The 20,832-nt window shown below is 36.1% G+C and carries 19 protein-coding genes; 17 read left to right on the forward strand and 2 right to left on the reverse strand.

What is annotated here, in order from left to right:
• Positions 1-190: 190 nt before the first annotated feature.
• The 13 genes from B9N79_RS15870 to B9N79_RS15930 all read left to right on the forward strand — a co-directional run bounded on the left by B9N79_RS15870 (position 191) and on the right by B9N79_RS15930 (position 12,969).
• Entirely contained in the window at positions 191-1,018 is an 828-nt protein-coding gene (locus B9N79_RS15870) for a MerR family transcriptional regulator (RefSeq protein WP_094041280.1), read from the forward strand.
• A 141-nt stretch (positions 1,019-1,159) separates the two neighbouring features.
• Complete coding sequence (locus B9N79_RS15875) at positions 1,160-2,647, forward strand: UbiD family decarboxylase (protein WP_046216822.1); 1,488 nt, start codon at positions 1,160-1,162, stop codon at positions 2,645-2,647.
• Positions 2,648-2,720: 73 nt separating this feature from the next.
• The gene (locus tag B9N79_RS15880) at positions 2,721-3,332 is read left to right on the forward strand and encodes a non-oxidative hydroxyarylic acid decarboxylases subunit B (protein WP_046216823.1); all 612 of its coding nucleotides are present in this window, start codon (positions 2,721-2,723) and stop codon (positions 3,330-3,332) included.
• Between the two features lie 433 nt (positions 3,333-3,765).
• Positions 3,766-4,599: an alpha/beta fold hydrolase gene (locus B9N79_RS15885; RefSeq protein ID WP_046216824.1), complete on the forward strand. Its 834-nt coding sequence runs from the start codon at positions 3,766-3,768 to the stop codon at positions 4,597-4,599.
• A gap of 230 nt (positions 4,600-4,829) precedes the next feature.
• Entirely contained in the window at positions 4,830-5,510 is a 681-nt protein-coding gene (locus B9N79_RS15890) for a cyclase family protein (RefSeq protein WP_046216825.1), read from the forward strand.
• Between the two features lie 15 nt (positions 5,511-5,525).
• Positions 5,526-6,242 (forward strand): carboxymuconolactone decarboxylase family protein, encoded by a 717-nt coding sequence (locus B9N79_RS15895; RefSeq protein ID WP_046216826.1) that lies wholly within the window; start codon positions 5,526-5,528, stop codon positions 6,240-6,242.
• Positions 6,243-6,264: 22 nt separating this feature from the next.
• Complete coding sequence (locus tag B9N79_RS15900; RefSeq protein WP_046216827.1) at positions 6,265-6,954, forward strand: CoA transferase subunit A; 690 nt, start codon at positions 6,265-6,267, stop codon at positions 6,952-6,954.
• Entirely contained in the window at positions 6,947-7,600 is a 654-nt protein-coding gene (locus tag B9N79_RS15905) for a 3-oxoacid CoA-transferase subunit B (protein ID WP_046216828.1), read from the forward strand. Before B9N79_RS15900 ends, B9N79_RS15905 begins: the two co-directional genes overlap by 8 nt.
• The gene (locus B9N79_RS15910; protein ID WP_046216829.1) at positions 7,597-8,727 is read left to right on the forward strand and encodes a muconate cycloisomerase family protein; all 1,131 of its coding nucleotides are present in this window, start codon (positions 7,597-7,599) and stop codon (positions 8,725-8,727) included. Before B9N79_RS15905 ends, B9N79_RS15910 begins: the two co-directional genes overlap by 4 nt.
• A 68-nt stretch (positions 8,728-8,795) precedes the next feature.
• Positions 8,796-9,125 carry a DUF3870 domain-containing protein gene (locus B9N79_RS15915; protein WP_019393320.1) on the forward strand — a complete coding sequence of 110 codons (330 nt, stop codon included), beginning with the start codon at positions 8,796-8,798 and terminating at the stop codon, positions 9,123-9,125.
• 19 nt (positions 9,126-9,144) lie between these two features.
• Positions 9,145-10,338 (forward strand): thiolase family protein, encoded by a 1,194-nt coding sequence (locus tag B9N79_RS15920; RefSeq protein ID WP_046216830.1) that lies wholly within the window; start codon positions 9,145-9,147, stop codon positions 10,336-10,338.
• Positions 10,339-10,382: 44 nt separating this feature from the next.
• Positions 10,383-11,195: a dioxygenase family protein gene (locus tag B9N79_RS15925; protein ID WP_046216831.1), complete on the forward strand. Its 813-nt coding sequence runs from the start codon at positions 10,383-10,385 to the stop codon at positions 11,193-11,195.
• A gap of 400 nt (positions 11,196-11,595) precedes the next feature.
• Positions 11,596-12,969 (forward strand): MFS transporter, encoded by a 1,374-nt coding sequence (locus tag B9N79_RS15930; RefSeq protein WP_085118682.1) that lies wholly within the window; start codon positions 11,596-11,598, stop codon positions 12,967-12,969.
• Positions 12,970-13,222: 253 nt separating this feature from the next.
• Here the strand turns inward: B9N79_RS15930 and pobA are convergent, their stop codons facing one another.
• Positions 13,223-14,455, reverse strand: a complete 1,233-nt coding sequence (gene pobA, locus B9N79_RS15935) for a 4-hydroxybenzoate 3-monooxygenase (protein ID WP_046216833.1) — start codon at positions 14,453-14,455, stop codon at positions 13,223-13,225.
• Between the two features lie 233 nt (positions 14,456-14,688).
• Here pobA and B9N79_RS15940 point away from each other — a divergent pair, with 233 nt between their 5' ends.
• The 3 genes from B9N79_RS15940 (at position 14,689) to B9N79_RS15950 (ending at position 17,460) form a co-directional block, all read left to right on the forward strand.
• On the forward strand, positions 14,689-15,471 hold the full coding sequence (locus B9N79_RS15940; RefSeq protein WP_046216834.1) for an IclR family transcriptional regulator: 783 nt from the start codon (positions 14,689-14,691) through the stop codon (positions 15,469-15,471).
• 26 nt (positions 15,472-15,497) lie between these two features.
• Positions 15,498-16,271, forward strand: coding sequence for an IclR family transcriptional regulator (locus tag B9N79_RS15945; protein ID WP_046216835.1), 774 nt, complete (start codon positions 15,498-15,500; stop codon positions 16,269-16,271).
• A 577-nt stretch (positions 16,272-16,848) separates the two neighbouring features.
• Positions 16,849-17,460 (forward strand): DedA family protein, encoded by a 612-nt coding sequence (locus B9N79_RS15950; protein ID WP_123796566.1) that lies wholly within the window; start codon positions 16,849-16,851, stop codon positions 17,458-17,460.
• A gap of 26 nt (positions 17,461-17,486) precedes the next feature.
• Here the strand turns inward: B9N79_RS15950 and B9N79_RS15955 are convergent, their stop codons facing one another.
• Positions 17,487-18,566 carry an ATP-binding protein gene (locus tag B9N79_RS15955; RefSeq protein WP_019393328.1) on the reverse strand — a complete coding sequence of 360 codons (1,080 nt, stop codon included), beginning with the start codon at positions 18,564-18,566 and terminating at the stop codon, positions 17,487-17,489.
• A 425-nt stretch (positions 18,567-18,991) separates the two neighbouring features.
• On the opposite strand from B9N79_RS15955, the gene B9N79_RS15960 reads away from it, so the two are divergent.
• Positions 18,992-20,428, forward strand: coding sequence for a potassium/proton antiporter (locus B9N79_RS15960; RefSeq protein ID WP_082864698.1), 1,437 nt, complete (start codon positions 18,992-18,994; stop codon positions 20,426-20,428).
• Positions 20,429-20,832 lie beyond the last annotated feature (404 nt).

Genomic DNA, 20,832 nt, shown 5'->3' on the forward strand with positions numbered 1-20,832 from the left:
AGTACCAGTATTAGCAGGCTTAGAATTTAGAGATTTACTATAAGTTTCTTGAACTTTTTGCCCGAGAGCCTTGTTTTAAAAACTATAATAGTAGTGTAATATGATTCTGCTTTCAATAAAGGTGTTTAAGTGAAATCATTTTGTAAAAGACTAATTTGAAATTTTTATAGCATGTAGAGGGGGAATAGATGTGGGAAATTATTTATCAATTAGTGAAATGGCGGCTATTCACAATATATCAAGGCAAACACTTATTTATTACAATAAGATAGGGTTATTCAAACCTGTCCGTATTGATGAAAATGGATATAGATATTATAGTGCAGAACAAATTCCGTTGCTAAGAGAAATTTGCTTTTTAAAATCTATTGGTATCAAACTTAATAGTATTAAGCACCATATTGGAAATAGAAATGTTACGACAGCTATTTCACTTTTAGAATTGCACGAAGAATTTATTAATAAAGAAATTGATTATTTACTAAAAACGCGTAAGTTTATTCAACAAAGATTAATGAAATATGGAGAAGCTAAGAATTTTAAATATGAACTAGATAAGCCTATGATTGAAGAACTACCAGAACGAAAGGTATTGTTTATTCCATTTGAAAACGAGTTATGTCGAGAAGAATTACATTTAACATTGATGAAAGCTTGGAATGTTCTAAGTAAACATGAGATGCTTCCTTCTGAGGGATTTGGCACAGTTATCTTAAAGGACCAGTTAAGAAAAGATGATGTGTTTAAGGGGGCAGGAATATATACTTCATTACCTTTTGTAGACGCTAATATTGAAAACCTGATTACTTTACCTGCTGGACAATATGTTTGTATGTATAAATACGGAATGCCTTATCATACGGAGTTTTTAAAAACATTAATCCAATGGATTGATGATCATCAGTATAAAATTGTTGGTGATGCTATAGATGCTTGTTTATTAGATACGACTTTTTACGAAAATGACCAAAACGTTGATTTTTGTCAGTTGCAAATCCCTGTAGAAAAAATCTATTAAATTTTATATATATGTTGACTGTATAGTCGAAATACACCTTAGGATATTATTTGTAACCAATCTATTTACATATAGCAAGGTTATCATGAAACTAAACATTTCATAGGTTACCGATTATACAAATGCAAGGGGGAAGTTTTAATGTCTACAACAAAAATCAAAGTAACGGATTTACGTTCTGCAGTAGAACTTTTAAAAACGATTCCAGGTCAGTTGATTGAGACAAATGAACAAGTAAATCCACATGCTGAATTATCAGGTGTATATCGTCATGTGGGGGCAGGTGGAACAGTTAAACGGCCTACACAAAGTGGCCCAGCGATGATGTTTAATAATGTAAAGGGACATGAAGAGGCAAGAGTAATTATTGGACTTTTAGCTAGCCGTGAAAGAGTCGGCCTACTGCTTGATACAAAGCCAGAACGTCTTGGCTTTCTCTTAAATGATGCCGCTAATAATCCGATTGCACCAGTCACCATTTCAAATGATAAAGCTCGGGCCCAAGAAGTTGTTCACTATGCAGATGAACCAGGCTTTGACATTAGAAAATTAATTCCTGCTCCAACGAATACAGAAGAAGATGCAGGTCCATATATTACGATGGGGATGTGCTATGCTTCTGATTCAGAGACAGGCGATTCAGATGTTACCATCCACCGTTTATGTTTGCAAAGTAAAGATGAAATGTCCATGTACTTTGTTCCAGGACGCCATCTAGAGGTATTTCGTGAAAAAGCAGAAAAGCATGGCAAACCTTTGCCTATTTCAATTAGTATTGGCGTTGACCCGGCTATTGAAATTGGAGCATGTTTTGAACCGCCAACAACTCCACTCGGTTTTAACGAATTGAGTATTGCAGGAGCCATCAGAAAGGAAGCTGTTGAACTAGTTTCATGTTTGACTATTGATGAAAAAGCAATTGCGAATGCTGAATATGTGATTGAAGGGGAATTAATTCCTAATGTACGCGTTCGGGAAGATCAAAATACAAATACAGGAAAAGCTATGCCGGAATTTCCTGGTTATACTGGACCAGCGGTTGCTGAACTTCCCCTTATTAAAGTAAAAGCTGTTACTCATCGAAAGAACCCAATTATGCAAACCGTTATTGGACCAAGCGAAGAACATGTCAACATGGCTGGCATTCCTACAGAAGCAAGTATTCTCCAAATGGTAGAAAAGGCTATGCCAGGCAAATTATTAAATGTTTATGCACATTCATCAGGCGGCGGTAAATATATGGCTGTTTTGCAATTTAAGAAAAGCCAACCGAGTGATGAAGGAAGACAAAGACAAGCAGCTTTGTTAGCTTTCTCAGCATTTTCTGAATTAAAACATGTCATTATAGTTGATGAAGATGTTGATCCATTTGATAGTAACGATGTAATGTGGGCTCTTAATACACGTTATCAGGGGGATGTTGATACAGTGTTTATCCCTGGGGTACGTTGTCACCCATTAGACCCTTCACAAACTCCTGCTTACAGTCCTTCCATTCAAGAGAAAGGGATTTCATGTAAGGTTATTTTTGACTGCACGGTACCATTTCATTTAAAAGGTGAATTTAAAAGAGCGGAATTTAAAGAAGTAGACCCAAGTCGTTTTGCGCCGGAATTGTTTAATAAGTAATCTGACTGTCTAAGTCGATTTTAAGCTGTATACTAAGATACCGTACCGCCATAAATAAATAAGGTGGGATTAGATGAAAATTATTGTGGGAATAACGGGAGCAACAGGAGCTATTTTAGGTATTCGAATTCTTCAACTGCTTAGAAATACCGAAGTGGAAACTCATTTAGTTATGTCTTCTTGGGCGCGTGCGACAATTCAACACGAAACCTCCTATTCTGCTAGAGATGTGGAAGAGTTAGCTGATTATGCCTATTCATATAACGATCAAGCGGCTAGAATATCGAGTGGATCATTTCGGGTTGATGGGATGATTGTAGCTCCATGCAGTATGAAAACTCTTGCTACAATTAGGATGGGTATAGCTGATAATTTGATAACTCGAGCTGCTGATGTCATGTTGAAAGAACGAAAAAAGTTATTATTAATGACAAGAGAAACTCCATTAAACACGATTCATTTAGAGAATATGACAGCTCTTTCTAAAATGGGAACCATTATTTTTCCACCGATGCCGGCCTTTTATAATCATCCGCAAACTATTGGTGATATGATTGACCATCTAGTCTACAGAGCTTTAGATCAATTTGAGATTGTATTTGATGAGGCAAAAAGATGGGATGGAATGAAAAATAGTTGTAAGTCATATATTACTCGGGAAAACTTTCAGAAAATATCCGAGTAAAAGGATAGTTTGTAAGATCATTAGTTAATTTTAATTGAGATTTAAGAGATGATGCACTTTGATACAATAAAATAAACTGAAAATTATTGAAATTAAGAAAATTTTATGTACAATGAAGTTATTACAAATTATAAATTAACGCCTATTCATTAATGTTTAAAAAATGTCCTTTTTTAATAAAAGTTAATGAAGTGACTGGCTATCTTAATTTCACCATTAGATAATTGATGGGGGAGTTAAGGTAGCCTTCTTTCGTAATCGAAACATTGGTAAGGGTGGAGAATTTCTATGATTCCATGCAAACAACCGAAGGCTTACGGAATTTGATTTAGTCAAAAAGAATGTAAAATACTTATCGTTTATAAGCGTTAACAAGCAAATGAGTCCTCAAATAATGAACAAGGATAGGTAAATAAAGACAAGAGGTGTTTTAATGAAGATGTATGTAAAAGAATTAGGAAAGCGAAGTATTCAAATTGCCGATTACCCTGGTACAAAAGGGACAATTATTGCTATTCATGGTTTAACGGGCAATCATAAACAAATGCATTATTATGCGGAAATGTTAACAGGAACGTACCGAGTAATTGCAGTTGACTTGAGAGGAAGAGGGAATAGTTCAGAAACAGACGAACAGACTTCTCTTTTCAAACATGCAGAGGATATTATGTCATTAATTCATGAATTAGACATTGAACATCCAATTTTAATGGGGTATTCAATGGGAGCCTTTATCTCCGCTGTTGTAGCAAGTAAATTAAAACAAGTAAAAGGGTTAATATTACTAGATGGCGCAGCTACATCAACTCAACAACAACGCGACATTGTGCAACCATCGTTAGGAAGATTGAGCAAGGAATATGACTCAAAGGAAAGTTATATCAGGGAAATGAGAGACATTTATAGCCGGTTAGGGGTTCCGTGGACAGACCATCTGCGAAATGTGGCAGAATATGAGATTCATAAAGTGGACAATCACTGGGAGAATAAATCATCAGAGAGCCATATCCTTGCAGATTTTAATAGTTTTTACTCCTTTGTTCCTAGGGAAGTATGTTCACAAATTGCTTGTCCTACATTATTAGTGCATGCAAGTGGTAAAATTGGTCAGTTCCCCCCTTTATTTTATAAAGAAGCCTATGAGGATACACAAACATATACGGATAACATTAAAACGATAGTTTCGGATTGCAATCACTATACAATGGTTTTTGAGAATAGGGAAGAAATTAATCAGGAAATAAGAACATTTCTAAAGAAAATTTAAACATAGAAATCGATTTCAAAAAAAGTGTTGCAATTATCAGAATTTATTGTAAAATTAATTTAACAAATTAATTAACGCCTATTCATTAGCTATTAAAAAACGACCTTTTTTAATAACAACTAATGAACGAACTGGCTATCTTAAACACCTACTATCAATCTTTGATAGTAATGTTTAGGGTAGCCATTTTTGTTGTAGTAAAGTAAATGCTTTACGTCGGAGGTATGACGATGAAAATAATTGATTTAACGCTAGAACTTTACAGTGGTTTCGTAACAGATAACGATCACTTGAGAGAGCACGTTTTAAACAAATCAAAAAAAGATAATGATTATTCAAAAAGTAAAGAAGTTGAACAGCGGTTTATTTCCTTTCTGAATCAGAATGGAACACATGTAGAAGCACCGTTACATTTCATTGAAAATGGAGCTTCTGTAGAACAAATGAAGGTAGAGAAGATGTTTGGTGATTCATTAGTTTTAGATGTAAGTATGCTAAAAGAACTGCATGATCCAATTACAAAAGATTTACTTGAAGAAGCGGAGCGTAGACAAGGAGTATACGTTGAGAAAAACGACATTGTTCTCATTAAAACGAGAAAAAGAGGTGGAGGAGAAGAAGGCGCTATTGAAACAAAAGGACTTGATGAAAGTGCAGCAAACTGGTTTGTTGAAAAACAAATTCATGTTGTTGGATTGGATTTACCGAATGTGGATAGGAGAGAACATTTAGAAAGCGATATTTACCAATTTCTACTCAGTAATGAAATCTATATTGTAGAGAACTTGATTAACTTAGATCAGTTACCTAAGCATTCTCGCTTCCTATTTTTCGGGATACCTTTGAAACTGAGAAATGCCACCACCTCCCCAATAAGAGCATTATCTATACTAAACTCACAATTAATTTAAGGAGCGATTAATGAAATGAGTAAAGGATTAACATATTTTAAAGAAGTGTATGATGTTGTTCCTGGCTGGGTTCAAAAAATGCATGATTACAGTCCAAATGTGCTGAACCACTATACGAGCTTGCGTAGTGACATTATGCAAGAAGGGGCTTTAACGCGAAAAGAAAAAGATATCTTATTAGTAGGGATGAATGCAGCAAGATTATATGAACGAAGTATGGTATATCATACAAAAGGAGCACTAGATGGAGGGGCAACTTTACCAGAACTCGTTGAATATCTTATCGTTCCATACTTGTATAACGGAACGCAAGCATTGAAAACGGGAGTGAAGTCGTTAGAATATGCCCTTACATTAAAAGGCATTGAATTTCAGGAGTTAAATGAAGATGACATGACCACAGAAGAACTTCTTCTTCATATGATTAAACTTTTAGACATGGAAGATACGACATTTACAACAAATGTATTGAAGCTTGTTAAATCAAGAAATGAAGAGTTACTTACAGAGTACATATTGAGTGATTCTATCGTTTCAAAAACATTGAAATATCTTTTAATGGTTGGAATATTTGTCACTGAATTAAAAGGGAAACAAGCAGGGGAATGGATGGAAGAAGCAAGAAAAAATGGAGCCTCAGAAGCTCAATTAGCCGATGTAGGATTTATTTGTTTATTAACGGCGGGTATCCCTGCTTGGTTTGAAGCAAGCGATTCATTAATAGAAAAATAGAGTGAGAATGAAGGTGAAAAACATGACGAAAATATATCAAGATATTAAGTCTACATTGTCTTGTGTAAAGAATGGCCATACGTTAATGGTAGGTGGGTTTGGATTAATTGGAGCTCCTCTAACATTAATTGATGGTCTAACAAAAAAAGATGTAGTAGGTTTAACAATCATTAGTAATAACTTAGGTGAGAAAGGAAAAGGCTTAGGAGCTCTGCTAAGCCAAAAGAAAATCAAAAAAGCAATTGGCTCTTATTTTACAAGTAACCGTGATGTTGGTGATGCTTATCAAAGAGGTGAAATTGAATTAGAACTTTTACCTCAAGGGACATTATCTGAGTCGATGCGTGCTGGCGGGGCTGGCATTGGTGGTTATTATACGAAAACAGGAGTAGGGACAGAACTAGCAAAAGGTAAAGAAGAAAGGGAAATTAATGGTATTAAATATATCTTCGAACCTGCGATACGAGCAGATGTTGCTTTAATTCGAGCTTGGAAAGCAGATACACTAGGTAATTTAGTATATTACAAAACAGCTCGTAATTTTAATCCGCTGATGGCAACAGCAGCAGATATCGTAATCGCAGAAGTAGACGAGATTGTCGAACCTGGAGAACTGTCGCCGGAAGAGATTGTAACACCTCATTTATTCGTTGATCACATTATTAAAGCACAAAAGGTTTTAACGAAAGAGGGTGTTATAGCGTATGTATAAAAAAAATCAAATTCAAGAATTGATCGCAAAACGTGCAGCGAAAGAGTTAAGAGGTTCTTGTGTCGTAAACCTCGGGATAGGGATTCCAACTTTAGTAGCAAAATTCATTGAAGATGAAAACGTTTATTTTCATACAGAAAATGGATTGTTAGGTGTTGCGGATGTTGATGAAAATCAAATTGATCCAAACTTAGTTAATGCAGGAAAGTTGCCTGTTGGTGAAACGATTGGCGCCTCGTTCTTTAATAGTGCCGAATCTTTTGCCATGATTCGCGGAGGGCATGTTGATGTAGCAATCCTTGGGGTCCTACAGGTGGATCAGTCAGGACAAATCGCCAATTGGGCAGTTCCAGGTAAGAACATTATGGGAGTAGGTGGAGCAATGGATTTACTTGTAGGAGCAAAGAAAGTCATTGTCACAACTACCCATACATCGAAAGACGGAAAAAGTAAATTACTAAGAAAGTGTCATTTTCCTATCACCTCGACAAGAAGTGTAGATATGATTATTACTGAATTAGCTGTATTTAAAGTAGAAGATAAAACATTGAACCTAATTGAATTAATGCCAGGTGTCAAACTTGAAGAAGTGAGGGAAAAAACAGAAGCCAACTTTATTGTCCGAATAAAGGAGGGAGCTAAGTGAAGATACATTCATTGGAAGTGTACATCGTAGACTTACCAACGATTCGACCGCACCATTTAGCGATGCATACTATTGTAACGCAGACGATTGTACTAGCTTGTATGAGAAGTGAAGATGGAATAGAAGGGTGGGGAGAGGTTGCAACAATTGGCGGAGCTTCTTACTTTGAAGAAAGCCCAGAAGTTATCAAATTAACCATTGAGAAGTATATTAGTCCATTACTCATTGGAAAGAATCCAATTAACTTTGATGCTCTCTCTCATACGATTGGTATCCATGTTAAAGGCAATTACTTTGCAAAGGCACTAGTTGAAGCAACAATGATAGATTTAGTGGCTAAATATAAAAATGTTCCAAGCTATGAATTATTCGGAGGCCAATGTCACACATCATTACCTGTAGCTTGGACGTTAGCGAGCGGAGATACGGTAAGGGACATTGAAGAAGCCAAGCATTGTTTAGAAACGAAAAGGCATAATATCTTTAAATTGAAAATAGGAAAAGGTGATCCGAAAAAGAACGTCGCACATGTGATTAAAATTAAAGAAGCGATTGGTGGTGCAGGCAGCGTTCGTGTAGATGTTAACCAAGCTTGGGATGAAGCCACATCTCTTTATTGTATAGAAGCGTTGGAAGATGGGGGCGTGGATTTAATTGAACAACCATTAATGAGTTGGAATAATGAAGGGATGTCAAGATTATCTTCCAGATTTAAAGTCCCAATTATGGCAGATGAGTCACTAGGAACAATTCAAGAGGCCTATCAAATTGCCAAGAATAGAGCAGCGGATGTATTTGCACTAAAAGTTCCCAAAGCAGGCGGCTTAACGGCTACTAAAAAAGTAGCAGCCATTGCTGAAGCGTCAGGCATTCCAATGTATGGCGGAACTATGATTGAATCATCCCTCGGAACGGCCATCTGTGCCCAGCTTTATTCCACAATTCCAGAAATGAAATTTGGCACAGAGCTATTCGGTCCTTTACTATTTAAAGATAATATAACAGTAAATCAAATTGAATATGAGAATTTTGAAATCATAATTCCAAATGGACCAGGGTTTGGGATGGTGGTGGATAAAGAAAAAGTGAAACATTATTCAAGAGAAACTGTAAGTAGTATAAACTAGTAGGGAAATAGTAGTACCCTAATTAATTTATAAAATATTTACAAGTCATCTTGAAAGGATGTAGTTCGATGGGACAGCCGACATTATTAATTACTGCATATGCAAAAGCACCGCAAAATACAAGTATGTATGAAAATTACAAGTACGCTGGGATGGTGCTTGAAATTCATAAGGAAAGTCACATTATTATTAATGCAGAATTTACTTTTTTGACAACATTGGCACAAGATTTTTTTAAGAGAATGGTAGTTGGATATGATTTTAGTAAAGATATTAATCCTTTAATAGAGGATATTAAAACTGATTTTTTAGCTCCATCACAGCAGTCCGTTATTGTTGCTTTAAAAGTAGCACACCAAAGGTATAAAGATAGTTTAGAAGGAAGAGATAAAAAGTAAGGATGCGGAGGTAAGGCAATTGACTAATGTCGTTATTATCGACTCCGTTCGAACAGCTATTGGGAGATTAGGAGGAGCATTAGAAAATGTTCCTGCTGATTTTCTAGCAGCAGCTGTTCTTGATGAAGTTGTTAAGCGAGCGGATATACCAAAAGAGATGATTGATGAAGTAATCATGGGACAAGCAAAACAAAGTGCTGATGCCTCAAACTTAGCTAGAATAGCTTCACTCCGTGCAGGTTTTCCTGTTGAGGTACCAGGATATACGATTCATCGTCAATGTGGATCTGGCGTTCAAGCAATAAATTCAGCCAGCCAGCAAATTCAAGGTGGCTTGGGGAAGGTTATTATTGCCGGTGGAGCAGAATCGATGAGTACAGCTCCGTATTATTTAAGAAATGTTCGCTTTGGATTAAAATCAGGAAATGGACAGTTGTTGGATCCAAATACAGAAAGTCAGCCTGGTTCACAGCCTATCGAAGAATATGGAATGTTAACAATGGGGATGACTGCAGAAAATTTAGCAGAAAAGTACACTATTTCGCGAACTGAACAAGATGAATTTGCATTAAGAAGCCAAGAAAATGCAAGACGGGCTATTTTAGCAGGAAAGTTTTCAAAAGAAATTATTCCATACCAATTGAAAACGAGAAAGGGTGTAATGGAGTTTAAAGTAGATGAGCATCCAAGGGAAACTAGCTTAGAAAAATTAGCTGGGTTAAAGCCTGTTTTTAAAGAAAATGGCACAGTTACAGCTGGAAATAGCAGTGGAAGAAATGATGGAGCAGCTGCTCTTATACTGATGTCAGAGGAAGAAGCAAAGCGACTAGGAAAAAAACCAAAGGTGAGAGTAATTGCTCAAGCGGCTGCAGGAGTATCCCCAAATCTTATGGGAATCGGACCTGTAAACTCGACTTTGAAAGCGCTTTATATGTCTGGTTTAAAACTGGAGGATATTGATTTAATTGAATTAAATGAAGCATTTTCTGCCCAAGCTCTAGCCGTAATCAAAGAATTAAAACTTGATCTAAATAAAGTGAATCCTAATGGCGGGGCAATTGCTATGGGACATCCAATTGGAGCCACAGGAGCTATTCTAGCAACAAAGGCAATTCATGAATTAGAACGTACAGGAAAGAGATACGGTCTAATCACCCTATGTATAGCAGGAGGACTAGGGATTACCACGGTAATTGAGAATATTCAGAAATAAGGAAAAGATGATATAAAAAATCATGAAAATTGGAGGAATTAACAATGAAAAATCAAAAGGTAATCGATGTTTATAATGGATTAGTAATTAAATTTAAAGAACTAATTAGTGAATACGAACTTGACCATGATGATTATCAAGCTCTTGTAAATTGGATGGATCAATTAGGGAGAGCAGGGGAAATTCCCTTATTTATGGATGTTTTCCTTGAGACGCATGCTCTTCAAGAAATGTATAAAAGTGTAAAAGGGACTGAACCTACGATTTTAGGACCTTATTACATTGAAAAGACCCCTGTTGTCCAAAATCCAGGGATATTGCCACAACGTGAAAATGAACCAGGAGATGTTCTTTACTTTTCAGGATCAGTAAAAGATGTAGATGGAAATCCACTAGCTAATACAAAAATTGATATGTGGCAGGCAGATGCAAATGGAGAATATTCTTACTTTGCGGAAGATATTCCAGATGATAATTTACGAGGTGTATTTTACACAGATGAGAATGGTTACTTTGAAGTTCGAACGGTTGTGCCAGGCAATTATTCTATTCCAGCTGATGGACCTACAGGTCAATTTTTGAAATGGATCGATCATCATCCATATCGTCCTGCCCATTTGCATCTCTTATTCCAACCAGAAAAAGGTGATAAATTAGTTACACAAATCTATTTTGAAGGTGATCAATATTTAGAAGATGATGTGGCACAAGGAGTTCGAGGAACGTTAATTACTAAGTTAGATAAACATGCTGGTGCGGAAAAAGGATTGAAAAGTAACTATTATACAGCTCATTTAGATTTTGAACTTCGTTTACAAGATAAACCTGTTTTTAATAAAGCGGTTACAAATAATTAATTGTTTAAGTAAGAGGCAGTTTACGTGACATAAGGCAAAAGAAAAGGGGCAGATTCCTCAAACTGAATATATATTGCTTTGAAACATTAAAAAGCTATATATAGGAGTTGCTAGAGGAATCTGTCCCTTACCAATTTATATGACGCTTAAAGAGTAGTAAATCCTTCACTTCAAGGTTCAAAAGAGATAAAGAAGGAGGAGTGGAACAGCCTCTAAAGTCTTGATTATTCCGATTAACTATCAGGGGGGAAATCCTAAAAACCACACTAATGTAAGTTTCATTTTAGATTGTGTTATATCTCCAGGTTGATATTACTATTCGGATAGTCATTTAAAAAGAATTTATAAGCGTATTAGGGCTCAACAATAGAACAGATAATTTTAGAATAGGAGGAAGGAAATGCGTAGTATTGTTGCTTCGGATGTTGTTGCTGCTAGTAAATTTAATCGCTTTCATTTGCTCGTTTTTCTTTGGTGTTTTTATGCTATTGGTTTTGATGGATATGATATTGCAATGTATGGTGTAGGATTGCCGTGGATGATGGAGGAGTGGAATATCTCATCCGTTCAAGCGGGAGCTGTTGGTAGTTATTCTTTATTTGGAATGTTAGTTGGTGCTCTTATTTTAGCTCCAGTTGCTGATAAATTGGGACGGAAAAATGTAATTGTACTTTGTATGTTTTTATTTAGTGTCTTTACACTAGGTGCAGGGCTTGCGCCTAATATCACATGGTTTACAGTTATGCGCTTCACCGCTTCAATTGGCATGGGGGGCTTGATGCCGAATGCCATTTCATTAATGACAGAATACTCTCCTAAAAAAAATCGTGCCTTCATTGTGGCTATAATGTATGTTGGATATGCATTAGGTGGAATAATGGCTTCCTTGATTGGCATGTATATTGTACCTCATACAGATTGGCGCATGTTGTATTATATTGGGATTATTCCATTAATTACTCTTCCATTGTTTATGAAGCAGTTTCCGGAATCCATTACTTATTATTTAGCAAGGAAGCAAGTTGGCAAAGTAGTCGGTATTTTAAATAAAGTCCATCCAACCGGCAATTATAAGGAAACAGATGATTACAAGCTTAAAGAAGCTGAAGAAGGGGCTAAAGGCTCTCCAGTAAAAAAATTATTTACGGACAAACGTGCATTTAGTACTGTTTCGATTTGGATTGCTGTATTCTGCACATTGATGATGGCTTACGGGCTTAATACGTGGCTGCCAAAAATGATGCAAGACACAGGCTTCAGCATCACTTCAAGCCTGTCGTTTAACTTAGTTTTATGTGTTGGTCAAATCCTTGGTTCAGTTGTAGGCGGTTATTTAGCTGAAAAAATAGGTCATCGAAAAATTCTTGTTTCCCTATTTTTTTTAGGAGCGATTACATTTGTTGCATTGAGTATGACAAGTAATGTGATCGCTCTATATTTCTTGATTGCCATTGGTGGTGCCTGTACAGTTGGGGCAATGAATTTAGGAAATCCATACATTACAGAATATTATCCCCGCGCAATCCGTGCAACTGGAATAGGTTATGCCCAAGCATCTGGGCGCATCGGTTCTATCCTTGCTCCAACTTTAATCGCTATGCTTATGGCAACAGGGATGAATCCAAACGTTCTTTTTGCTACCTTTGCTGTTCCGAGCCTTATTGCAGCTCTTGGATATATACTGATTCAAGAGAAATATGGCTCCTTTGACAAGTTAGTGGAAGAAGATAATGAAGGGGTTGAAACAAAAGAAGAGATCACCATTGTCCCATAATGCAAGTGTTCTCTACGGGATTATCGATATTAAATAGAAAGATTCTACTAAAAGAGAAATGTGCTGATTATATGTGATATGGAAGAGGGGAAGGATTTTTCTCTTTCCTTCTTTTTCATAATATTGTGCTTTATTGATGAAAAAATATATAAGCCTAATTAAAAAATAGCTAGTTAGATGTCTGAACTATACATTTCTAACTAGCTATTTTTATTCTATGTTTTTATAGTTATATTAGATATAGAAATCCATTCTATTCATTATATAGAAATCCAGCTATTGTTTCTTCTTTCTCTCCTGCCTGCCATTCTATTGGCAATCCGACATAATTCTCAGCAAGAGTTGTAGCTGCTGCTCTTGAAGAAGTCACATAATCTAGTTCAGCTAGTTGGATTTGTTGTTCGAACGGTGTATGATCAGGATGGCGATGCAGCATTGCTGTCATAGACCATGAAAAACGCTCTGCCTTCCAAACACGACGTAAACAAATTGTAGAGTAACGTTTGAGTAGTTCTTCATTGCCTGTTGCATAGTAAGTATCAAGAGCGCGTGCTAGGACTTGCACATCTGCTATTGCTAGGTTGAGTCCTTTAGCACCTGTTGGAGGCACAATATGAGCTGCATCACCAGCAAGGAAGAGGCGTCCATACTGCATTGGATCGCAAACAAAGCTCCGCATTGGAACAATATTCTTCTGAATAATCGGACCTTCAGTCAATTTCCATTCACCATTGATTTCAAGGCGAGCGTGAAGTTCTTTCCAAATTCGATCATCAGGCCAGTTGGTGATATCATCATTAGGGTTAACTTGAAGATAGAGGCGCTGAACTTCCGGTGAACGAGTGCTTAATAAGGTAAAGCCGCGTTCGTGGTTAGCATATATCAGTTCAGGTGCTGATGGAGGGGCTTCAGTAAGAATACCGAGCCATCCGAACGGATAAATTTTTTGATATTCTTTACGAACTGAGTTAGGAATAGAGGGCCGGCTTGGGCCATGAAAGCCATCACATCCTGCAATATAATCACAGGAGATTTCCTGAAGTTCGCTATCTTTATCATAGTGAAATTGGATTTTTGGTTCCGTAGTTTCAATGCCATGTAAACTTACTTCTTGGGCATTGAAAATAATCTTTCCACCTACATTAAGACGGGCAGCAACTAAATCTTTTATAACCTCATGTTGGGCATATACTGTAACTTTCTTTCCTCCGGTAAGGTCATGTAAGTTAACTCGATGACTCTGTCCGTTAAAGCGGAGTTCAATCCCTTCATGGAAATGTCCCTCTCTCATAAGCCGTTCACCAACACCCGTTTTCTTCATAAGATCGACTGTACCTTGTTCGAGTAATCCGGCACGAATTGTCCCTTCAATTTCTTCACGACTGCGTTTCTCAAGAATAATAGAATCTATACCTTGAAGATGTAGGAGATGAGATAACATTAGTCCAGCGGGACCCGCTCCAATAATTCCAACTTGTGTGCGCATATTTGCAACCTCCTTAATAATTTAGATAGATAATAGGTTTGAGAGGCGCTTTCATAGAGTAAATGGCATTGTTAATTAGTAAAAAGCAATCTCATTAATTTATAAAATATTCAGTTAATTGTAAGCGCTTCAAACGTTATGATTATGCTACAATATAATTGAGACAAATAGAATGCTAGAATTCTTTTATACGGAACAATAGTGAAAATTTTAGGGGGAGTGATTAAATTAACATGTCCAAAGAAGGATATCTTCTTAGCTCTGTTAAAAATGCGATGAAAATTCTCCGCTTATTTTCAATAGAGGAACCAGAACTAGGGGTAACTGAGATTGCTTCTAAAATAGGATTGAGTAAAAGCTCTACCCACCGCCTCATTTTAATTCTCTTACAAGAAGGCTATATTGTAAAAAACAAAGATAATAGTAGATATCGCTTAGGGTTATCTCTATTGACTCTCAGTGGAGTCATTATAAACCATAAGGAAATTCATAGAGAATCTCTTCCCATCCTCCAAGATTTAGTCAAGCAATTAGGGGAAACAGTACATATCAATGTATTGGAAGGAAGTGACGTAGTCTATCTTCATAAAGTAGAGTGTAATCATCCTGTCCCGCTTCTCTCTGGTATTGGGGAAAGGAATCCCGCTTACTGTTCTAGTGCTGGAAAAGTAATTCTTGCTTATCAAAAGAAAGAACTCATTAATAAAGTTCTACAGTCTAAATTATCCTCGTATGGACCAGACACTATTACTAATCCACAAAAATTACGGGAAAATCTATTAGAGATTAAGAGTAAGGGCTATTCAATTTCCATTGACGAATTACATGAAGGAGTTGTTAGCATCGCGGTCCCGATAAGGGATTATACAGAAGAGGTCATCGCTGCCATTAGCGTTGTAGGGCCAAAGCATAGAATGTCGGAACATCTTTTTGGAGATTATGTCCAAACTCTTAATCGTGCAGGGGAGAGACTATCTATCAAGCTAGGATGTATTGAAACTGTAAAAACAAGATAATTAATAAAAAATAGCAGGAGAAGAGTATGAGTAAAGACAAAGAGGAGAGAAAGCGTTTTTCTACTTTGGAAAATGCATTACACGTATTAGAGTTATTTTCGGTAGAGGAACCTGAACTAGGGATTAGTGAAATCGCTAACAAGCTAGGGATTGCCAATAGTACTGCCCATCGATTAGTAACGAGTTTGAGGAGTGAAGGATTTATTACAAAAGATGCTCATACAAATTTATATCGTCTTGGAACTTCTATTCTTGCTTTAGGAAATGTCATAATAAAACACTCTAAGATTTATAACATTTCCCAGTCTATTTTAAAGTCGCTTGTTCAACAAACGAACGAAACCGCTCATATAGCGGTGCTGAGAGAATTTGAAGCTATGTACCTTAATAAAATAGTCTGTTCTCATCCCGTTCGGTTGCTTTCTTATATTGGAAAGTGTAATCCAGTCCATTGTACAAGTACTGGCCAAGTCTTGCTTGCACATCAATCAAAACGATTTATTGAGGAATTATTTCAGAAAAAGCTGCAACGCTATACCTCGAAGACCATCATTGATCCGGCTTCTCTACTTGACCGTTTACAAAAAATTAAGAAACAAGGGTATGCTTTAAGTGTTGAAGAACTGCACAAAGGAGTTTCTTCTATCTCCGCGCCAATTTACAATTTGAAGGGCAACGTAATCGCATCTGTCACAATTGCAGGTCCAGTACAACGCATAAATAATAATATGACTTCAAATCTAGTCAAGAGTGTTATTCAATCAGCTAACGAAATCTCTCAGCTTTTACATTATAAGTGACCATTTAATAAAACCTTGTTTATGGAAAGGTATGGTCAATGCAATATAAAAAAAGAAGAAGAGTGAACTTGTATAAGCAGGCTTTCACACTGGGTGCATCTTTCAAACAGTTTAAATAAATTTATTCGAATGTGTGACATTACATTAATGAATATCTAATTATCCTCTATATAAAGGGGTATTTTTTGTTTTTAAAGAATATAAAGAAGTGAAGAATGTACTTTTTATCGATTGAATTTTTGAAAACGGGTATCAAGATTGCTCGACTGTTGAATATTGTTCTTATAAAAAAGTTTTCTTGTGTATAGTGAAACTAGTCATTTAGAGTTTAGTTGCTTGTATTAGATTACAATATTTAAAAATGGTGTAGAAGTTGTAGGCCTAGGCTTTTTTTGTATAGGGGAATGTATCTATAGATGCTTCATATTTTTAATGAAATTGATTTTGTTCAAGTTTCTGAAAATGCTTGTTGAAAGCTTCTCTTAAAAAGGCGTTTGATAGAAAAGTAGAAAGGGAAAATAATAAAATAAAAAGACAAAAAACAATTGTGAATTTTTCCGAAAAAGCAGGTGGCTTTATGGAGTTTATTGATATTGTAGTTTTCATGAAAGAATATGGGGTTATTGTTTTTATTCTTCTCTTGTCCCTTGGGATGATTGGATTGATTATTCCGGTATCAAATGAACTGATTGTCATGACGGCAGGCTATTTTGCAGCTTTTCTATCGCAAAATGACCTCTTACTCTGGTTTTTAACATGGGCAGGGATGACGATTGGAACCCTTGTAAATTATAGTATTGGCCGATGGATTGGTGTACCTCACTTGCTCAAATGGAAAACATTGCGTGAAAAACTGTCTCTAGAGCGAGGACAAAGCTTCATTGAACGTTATAAAAAAAGTGCTTTTCCTATAAGTGTTTTCATTCCTTTTATAAGGCATCTAATTCCGTATGTTGCAGGAACGGGCAAAAGTCCTTTTTTTCTTTTTTTTTCTCTTACAACTTTTGGCAACCTTGTGTGGACGTCGCTGTTTTTCGTAGCTGGAACTTATTTTCATAAATATATTTCAGTTATGGAGGAAACAGTAACAAGCTATGGGCTTCTTTGTTTTATTCTGATTTTTGTATTATTAATGGTTATCCGAAAATGGACAATCAGAAATAAACAAAAAGCTAGAATGAAAGGATAATCATTATCCACATTCTAGCTTTTGTATTAAGCCATATAAAGGGGAAGGCGAATTGTAAATGTTGAGCCTTCATTTGGTTCACTTTCAATTGAGATACTTCCGTTCTGTTGCTCAATAATTTTATAGCAAACCATGAGTCCAAGTCCATTTCCTGTCTTCTTTGTTGTAAAGAATGGGGAACCGAGCTTTTTGAGAAGATGTTTTGGAATACCGCATCCGTTATCTTTTACTTCAATCACGGCTGTATGTTCGTCTTCTTTAAATACTTTAACATTAATTTTCCCATCTTGTTCGATGGCTTCGATGGCGTTTTTTAAGATGTTGAGAAACACTTGTTTACATTTTGTATCATCGCAGTATACGTATAAGCTTTCTTCTGTTAATTCCTGTTCAATTTTAATGGAGTGACGAAAAGCTTCGCTGTCTAGCAGCATAATAACGTGTTCTAGTAAAGACTGAAGGCGATGAAATTTAAAATCTGTTTGTTTTGGTTTGGCTAAAACCATAAGCTCATTTGAAATCGTTTCGATTTTTGTTAATTCTGATTCCATAATCTTAAAAAAGTCATCGCGGTGATCATTATCCATTTTTAATAGTTGTAAGAAACCTTTTAGAGAAGTAAGAGGATTTCGAATTTCGTGGGCAATTCCTGCTGCAAGCTGACCTGTGACAGAGAGCTTTTCTGATTCCATCATATGCTGTTCTGTTTTTTTTCGATGGCTAATATCCCTTGCAACAGCAACAGCTTCAACATACTGCTTTGTCTCAGGGTGGGGGATGAAGGCAACAGTTGTTTCCATCCAAATATAGTGTCCGTCTTTATGTTGAATGCGGAAGTTAAAAGTTTCGATTGAGTCGTTCATTTTTTCTAGCTGCATATGCAACTTTTTTAGGTCTACTGGATGGATGAAGTCTTGGTAGTTTTGATCAATGAGTTCTTGTTCTGTATATCCTAGTAAATATTCACAATTGGGGGATACTTGTAAGTAAGTGCCTTCTAAGGAAAAACGACATTTCACATCAATATTTTGGTCTAATACTAAATCATGTGGGGTATTTTCAGATACGGATTTTGTGCGCTCTTGATCATCAGTGGTAAATGACACATAAATCACTCCTCTTCTTTATGTAGCTATTCGCCTCGTAAATTTCCCGGTGAGCAGACAAGAAGATTTTACTGCCTAAACGATGAAGGAAGATGGACAGGTTCGTAAACAAAGAACTTCTTCTCTTTTTCAATATATGACAGGAAAAAGCAATTTATAACATTGTATGTGCTAAAAAGGACAAAACAAAAGAATAGAAACATAAAGGATATGTCCTTATTAGACAAATAAAATGTTTTTTACATAAAAACGGAAATAGCATATGTGTTTTTATAGGGAGTAACGTAAGCGGATCGATAATATCATAAAAGATTGAGAGTAACGATTATGTTTTATTTTACCTTATCTTTACTATTCGAGATAATTGAGCAACTTCCTTTCTCTTTTTGAAAGAACAGAAAAACAATACACTAGGAGTGACATTTTTGGATATAAATATTACAATTTTTATTTTTCTGTGTGCAGCTTTACTAATGATTGGCGTTATTACAACAAAATTCTCTAATCGCTTAGGAGTTCCTTCGCTTGTTTTATATATTTTAATAGGAATGGGGCTTACGAGTTATATTTATTATGATAATGCTTCAATTACCCAACTTGTTGGTATCTTCGCCTTAATTATCATCCTCTTTAAAGGAGGAATTCAGGCGAAATGGAAACATATTAAGCCTATTCTTGGTCCATCTACATCTCTTGCAACATTTGGCGTCTTAATTACAGCGGTTCTTGTTGGGGCATGTGCAAAATACATTTTAGACTTAACGTGGGCAGAAGGAATGCTTTTTGGAGCCATTGTTGGTTCAACAGACGCAGCAGCCGTTTTTTCAGCACTTGGCAATAGAAATATTAAAACTAAGCTTACTTCAACCCTTGAAGCAGAATCAGGAACAAATGACCCAATGGCCGTTTTTCTAACGGTGTCCTTAATTGAATTAATTAATGAACCATCAACATCATTATGGTCTCTTCCATTAGATTTCGTTCTTGAGATGGGGCTTGGGCTTCTTTTAGGTCTTTTATTTGGTTTTTTATCAATTAAAATTATTAATAACATCAATCTTGATTCGTCAGGTCTCTATCCTGTTCTTGCCCTTTCTTTGGCTATTGTAACTTTTAGTGGTACAACTCTTCTACACGGAAGCGGGTTTTTAGCTGTTTATGTTATGGCACTTACGGTTGGAAATAATGATTTGACATACCGTCTGTCAATTGTTCGTTTTACAGATGGTTTTGCTTGGATGATGCAGATTTTAATGTTTATTTTGCTTGGTTTGCTTGTTTTTCCTGAGCATCTCTTAGCTATTACATGGCAAGGCCTTGTTTTGTCTTTTATTCTCATGATTATTGCCAGACCAATCGGTGTGTTTTTAAGTATGATCGGTACGAAATATACAGGCAAAGAAAAACTATTTATCTCATGGGCAGGATTAAAAGGAGCAGTTCCAATTGTTTTAGCTACATATCCATTAATTGCAGGAGTAGAAGGAAGCGAGCTTTTATTTAATGCCGTCTTTTTTGTTGTCTTCACCTCTGCCCTTATTCAAGGAGCAACCCTTTCACCTCTTGCTAACAAGCTGAATCTTGCTGGTCCTGAGCAAGAGCAGTCGCCACATATTTTAGAGCTTGTATCAATGGGGAAAACAAGTTCAGAGATTATTGAAGTTGTGTTAAAAGAAGGTTCAAAAGTGATAGGAAAGGAACTAAAAGATATTTACTTACCTTCTGAAGTATTGATTACGGCTATTGTAAGAGGAGAGCAAGTTGTGACACCAAGAGGTGAAACAATTCTTGAAAATCATGACACCCTTTATGTGCTTATTCCAAAAGCAAAACGGCAGGAAGTTAAAAAAATGTTTCAATAAGAAAGAAAAAGAGCTTCAGTATACTGAAGCTCTTTTTCTTTTTGAAACTTTAACAGTGTTTCATTCGTAAATAGGAAGAGAAGGAATAAAAATGTAATAACCTCTCACACTTTTATCGCGAAAGAAAAGCTAGTATGGGAAAATAACAAAGACTAAGTAGGATATGTAACATAATGGATGAAGAATCGAATTGAAGCGCAATGATCAGGCACTCAGAACTGTTAAAAACAGGGGATATGAAAGGTGAATCACCTATTTGTCTCTATCTAAAAAAGCAAAGGTTCTTCATTTGTACAAAGGAAATAGAGATGAATGACAATGAGGAGCTAAGAGAAGCGGGTCTCAATTTTAGAATAATTTTAAGGTGAGCAGGAGTAGCTGTGCTTGGACAAAAATTTACAGAG

The organism is Priestia filamentosa, assembly GCF_900177535.1.
GTDB lineage: Bacteria > Bacillota > Bacilli > Bacillales > Bacillaceae_H > Bacillus_I > Bacillus_I filamentosa.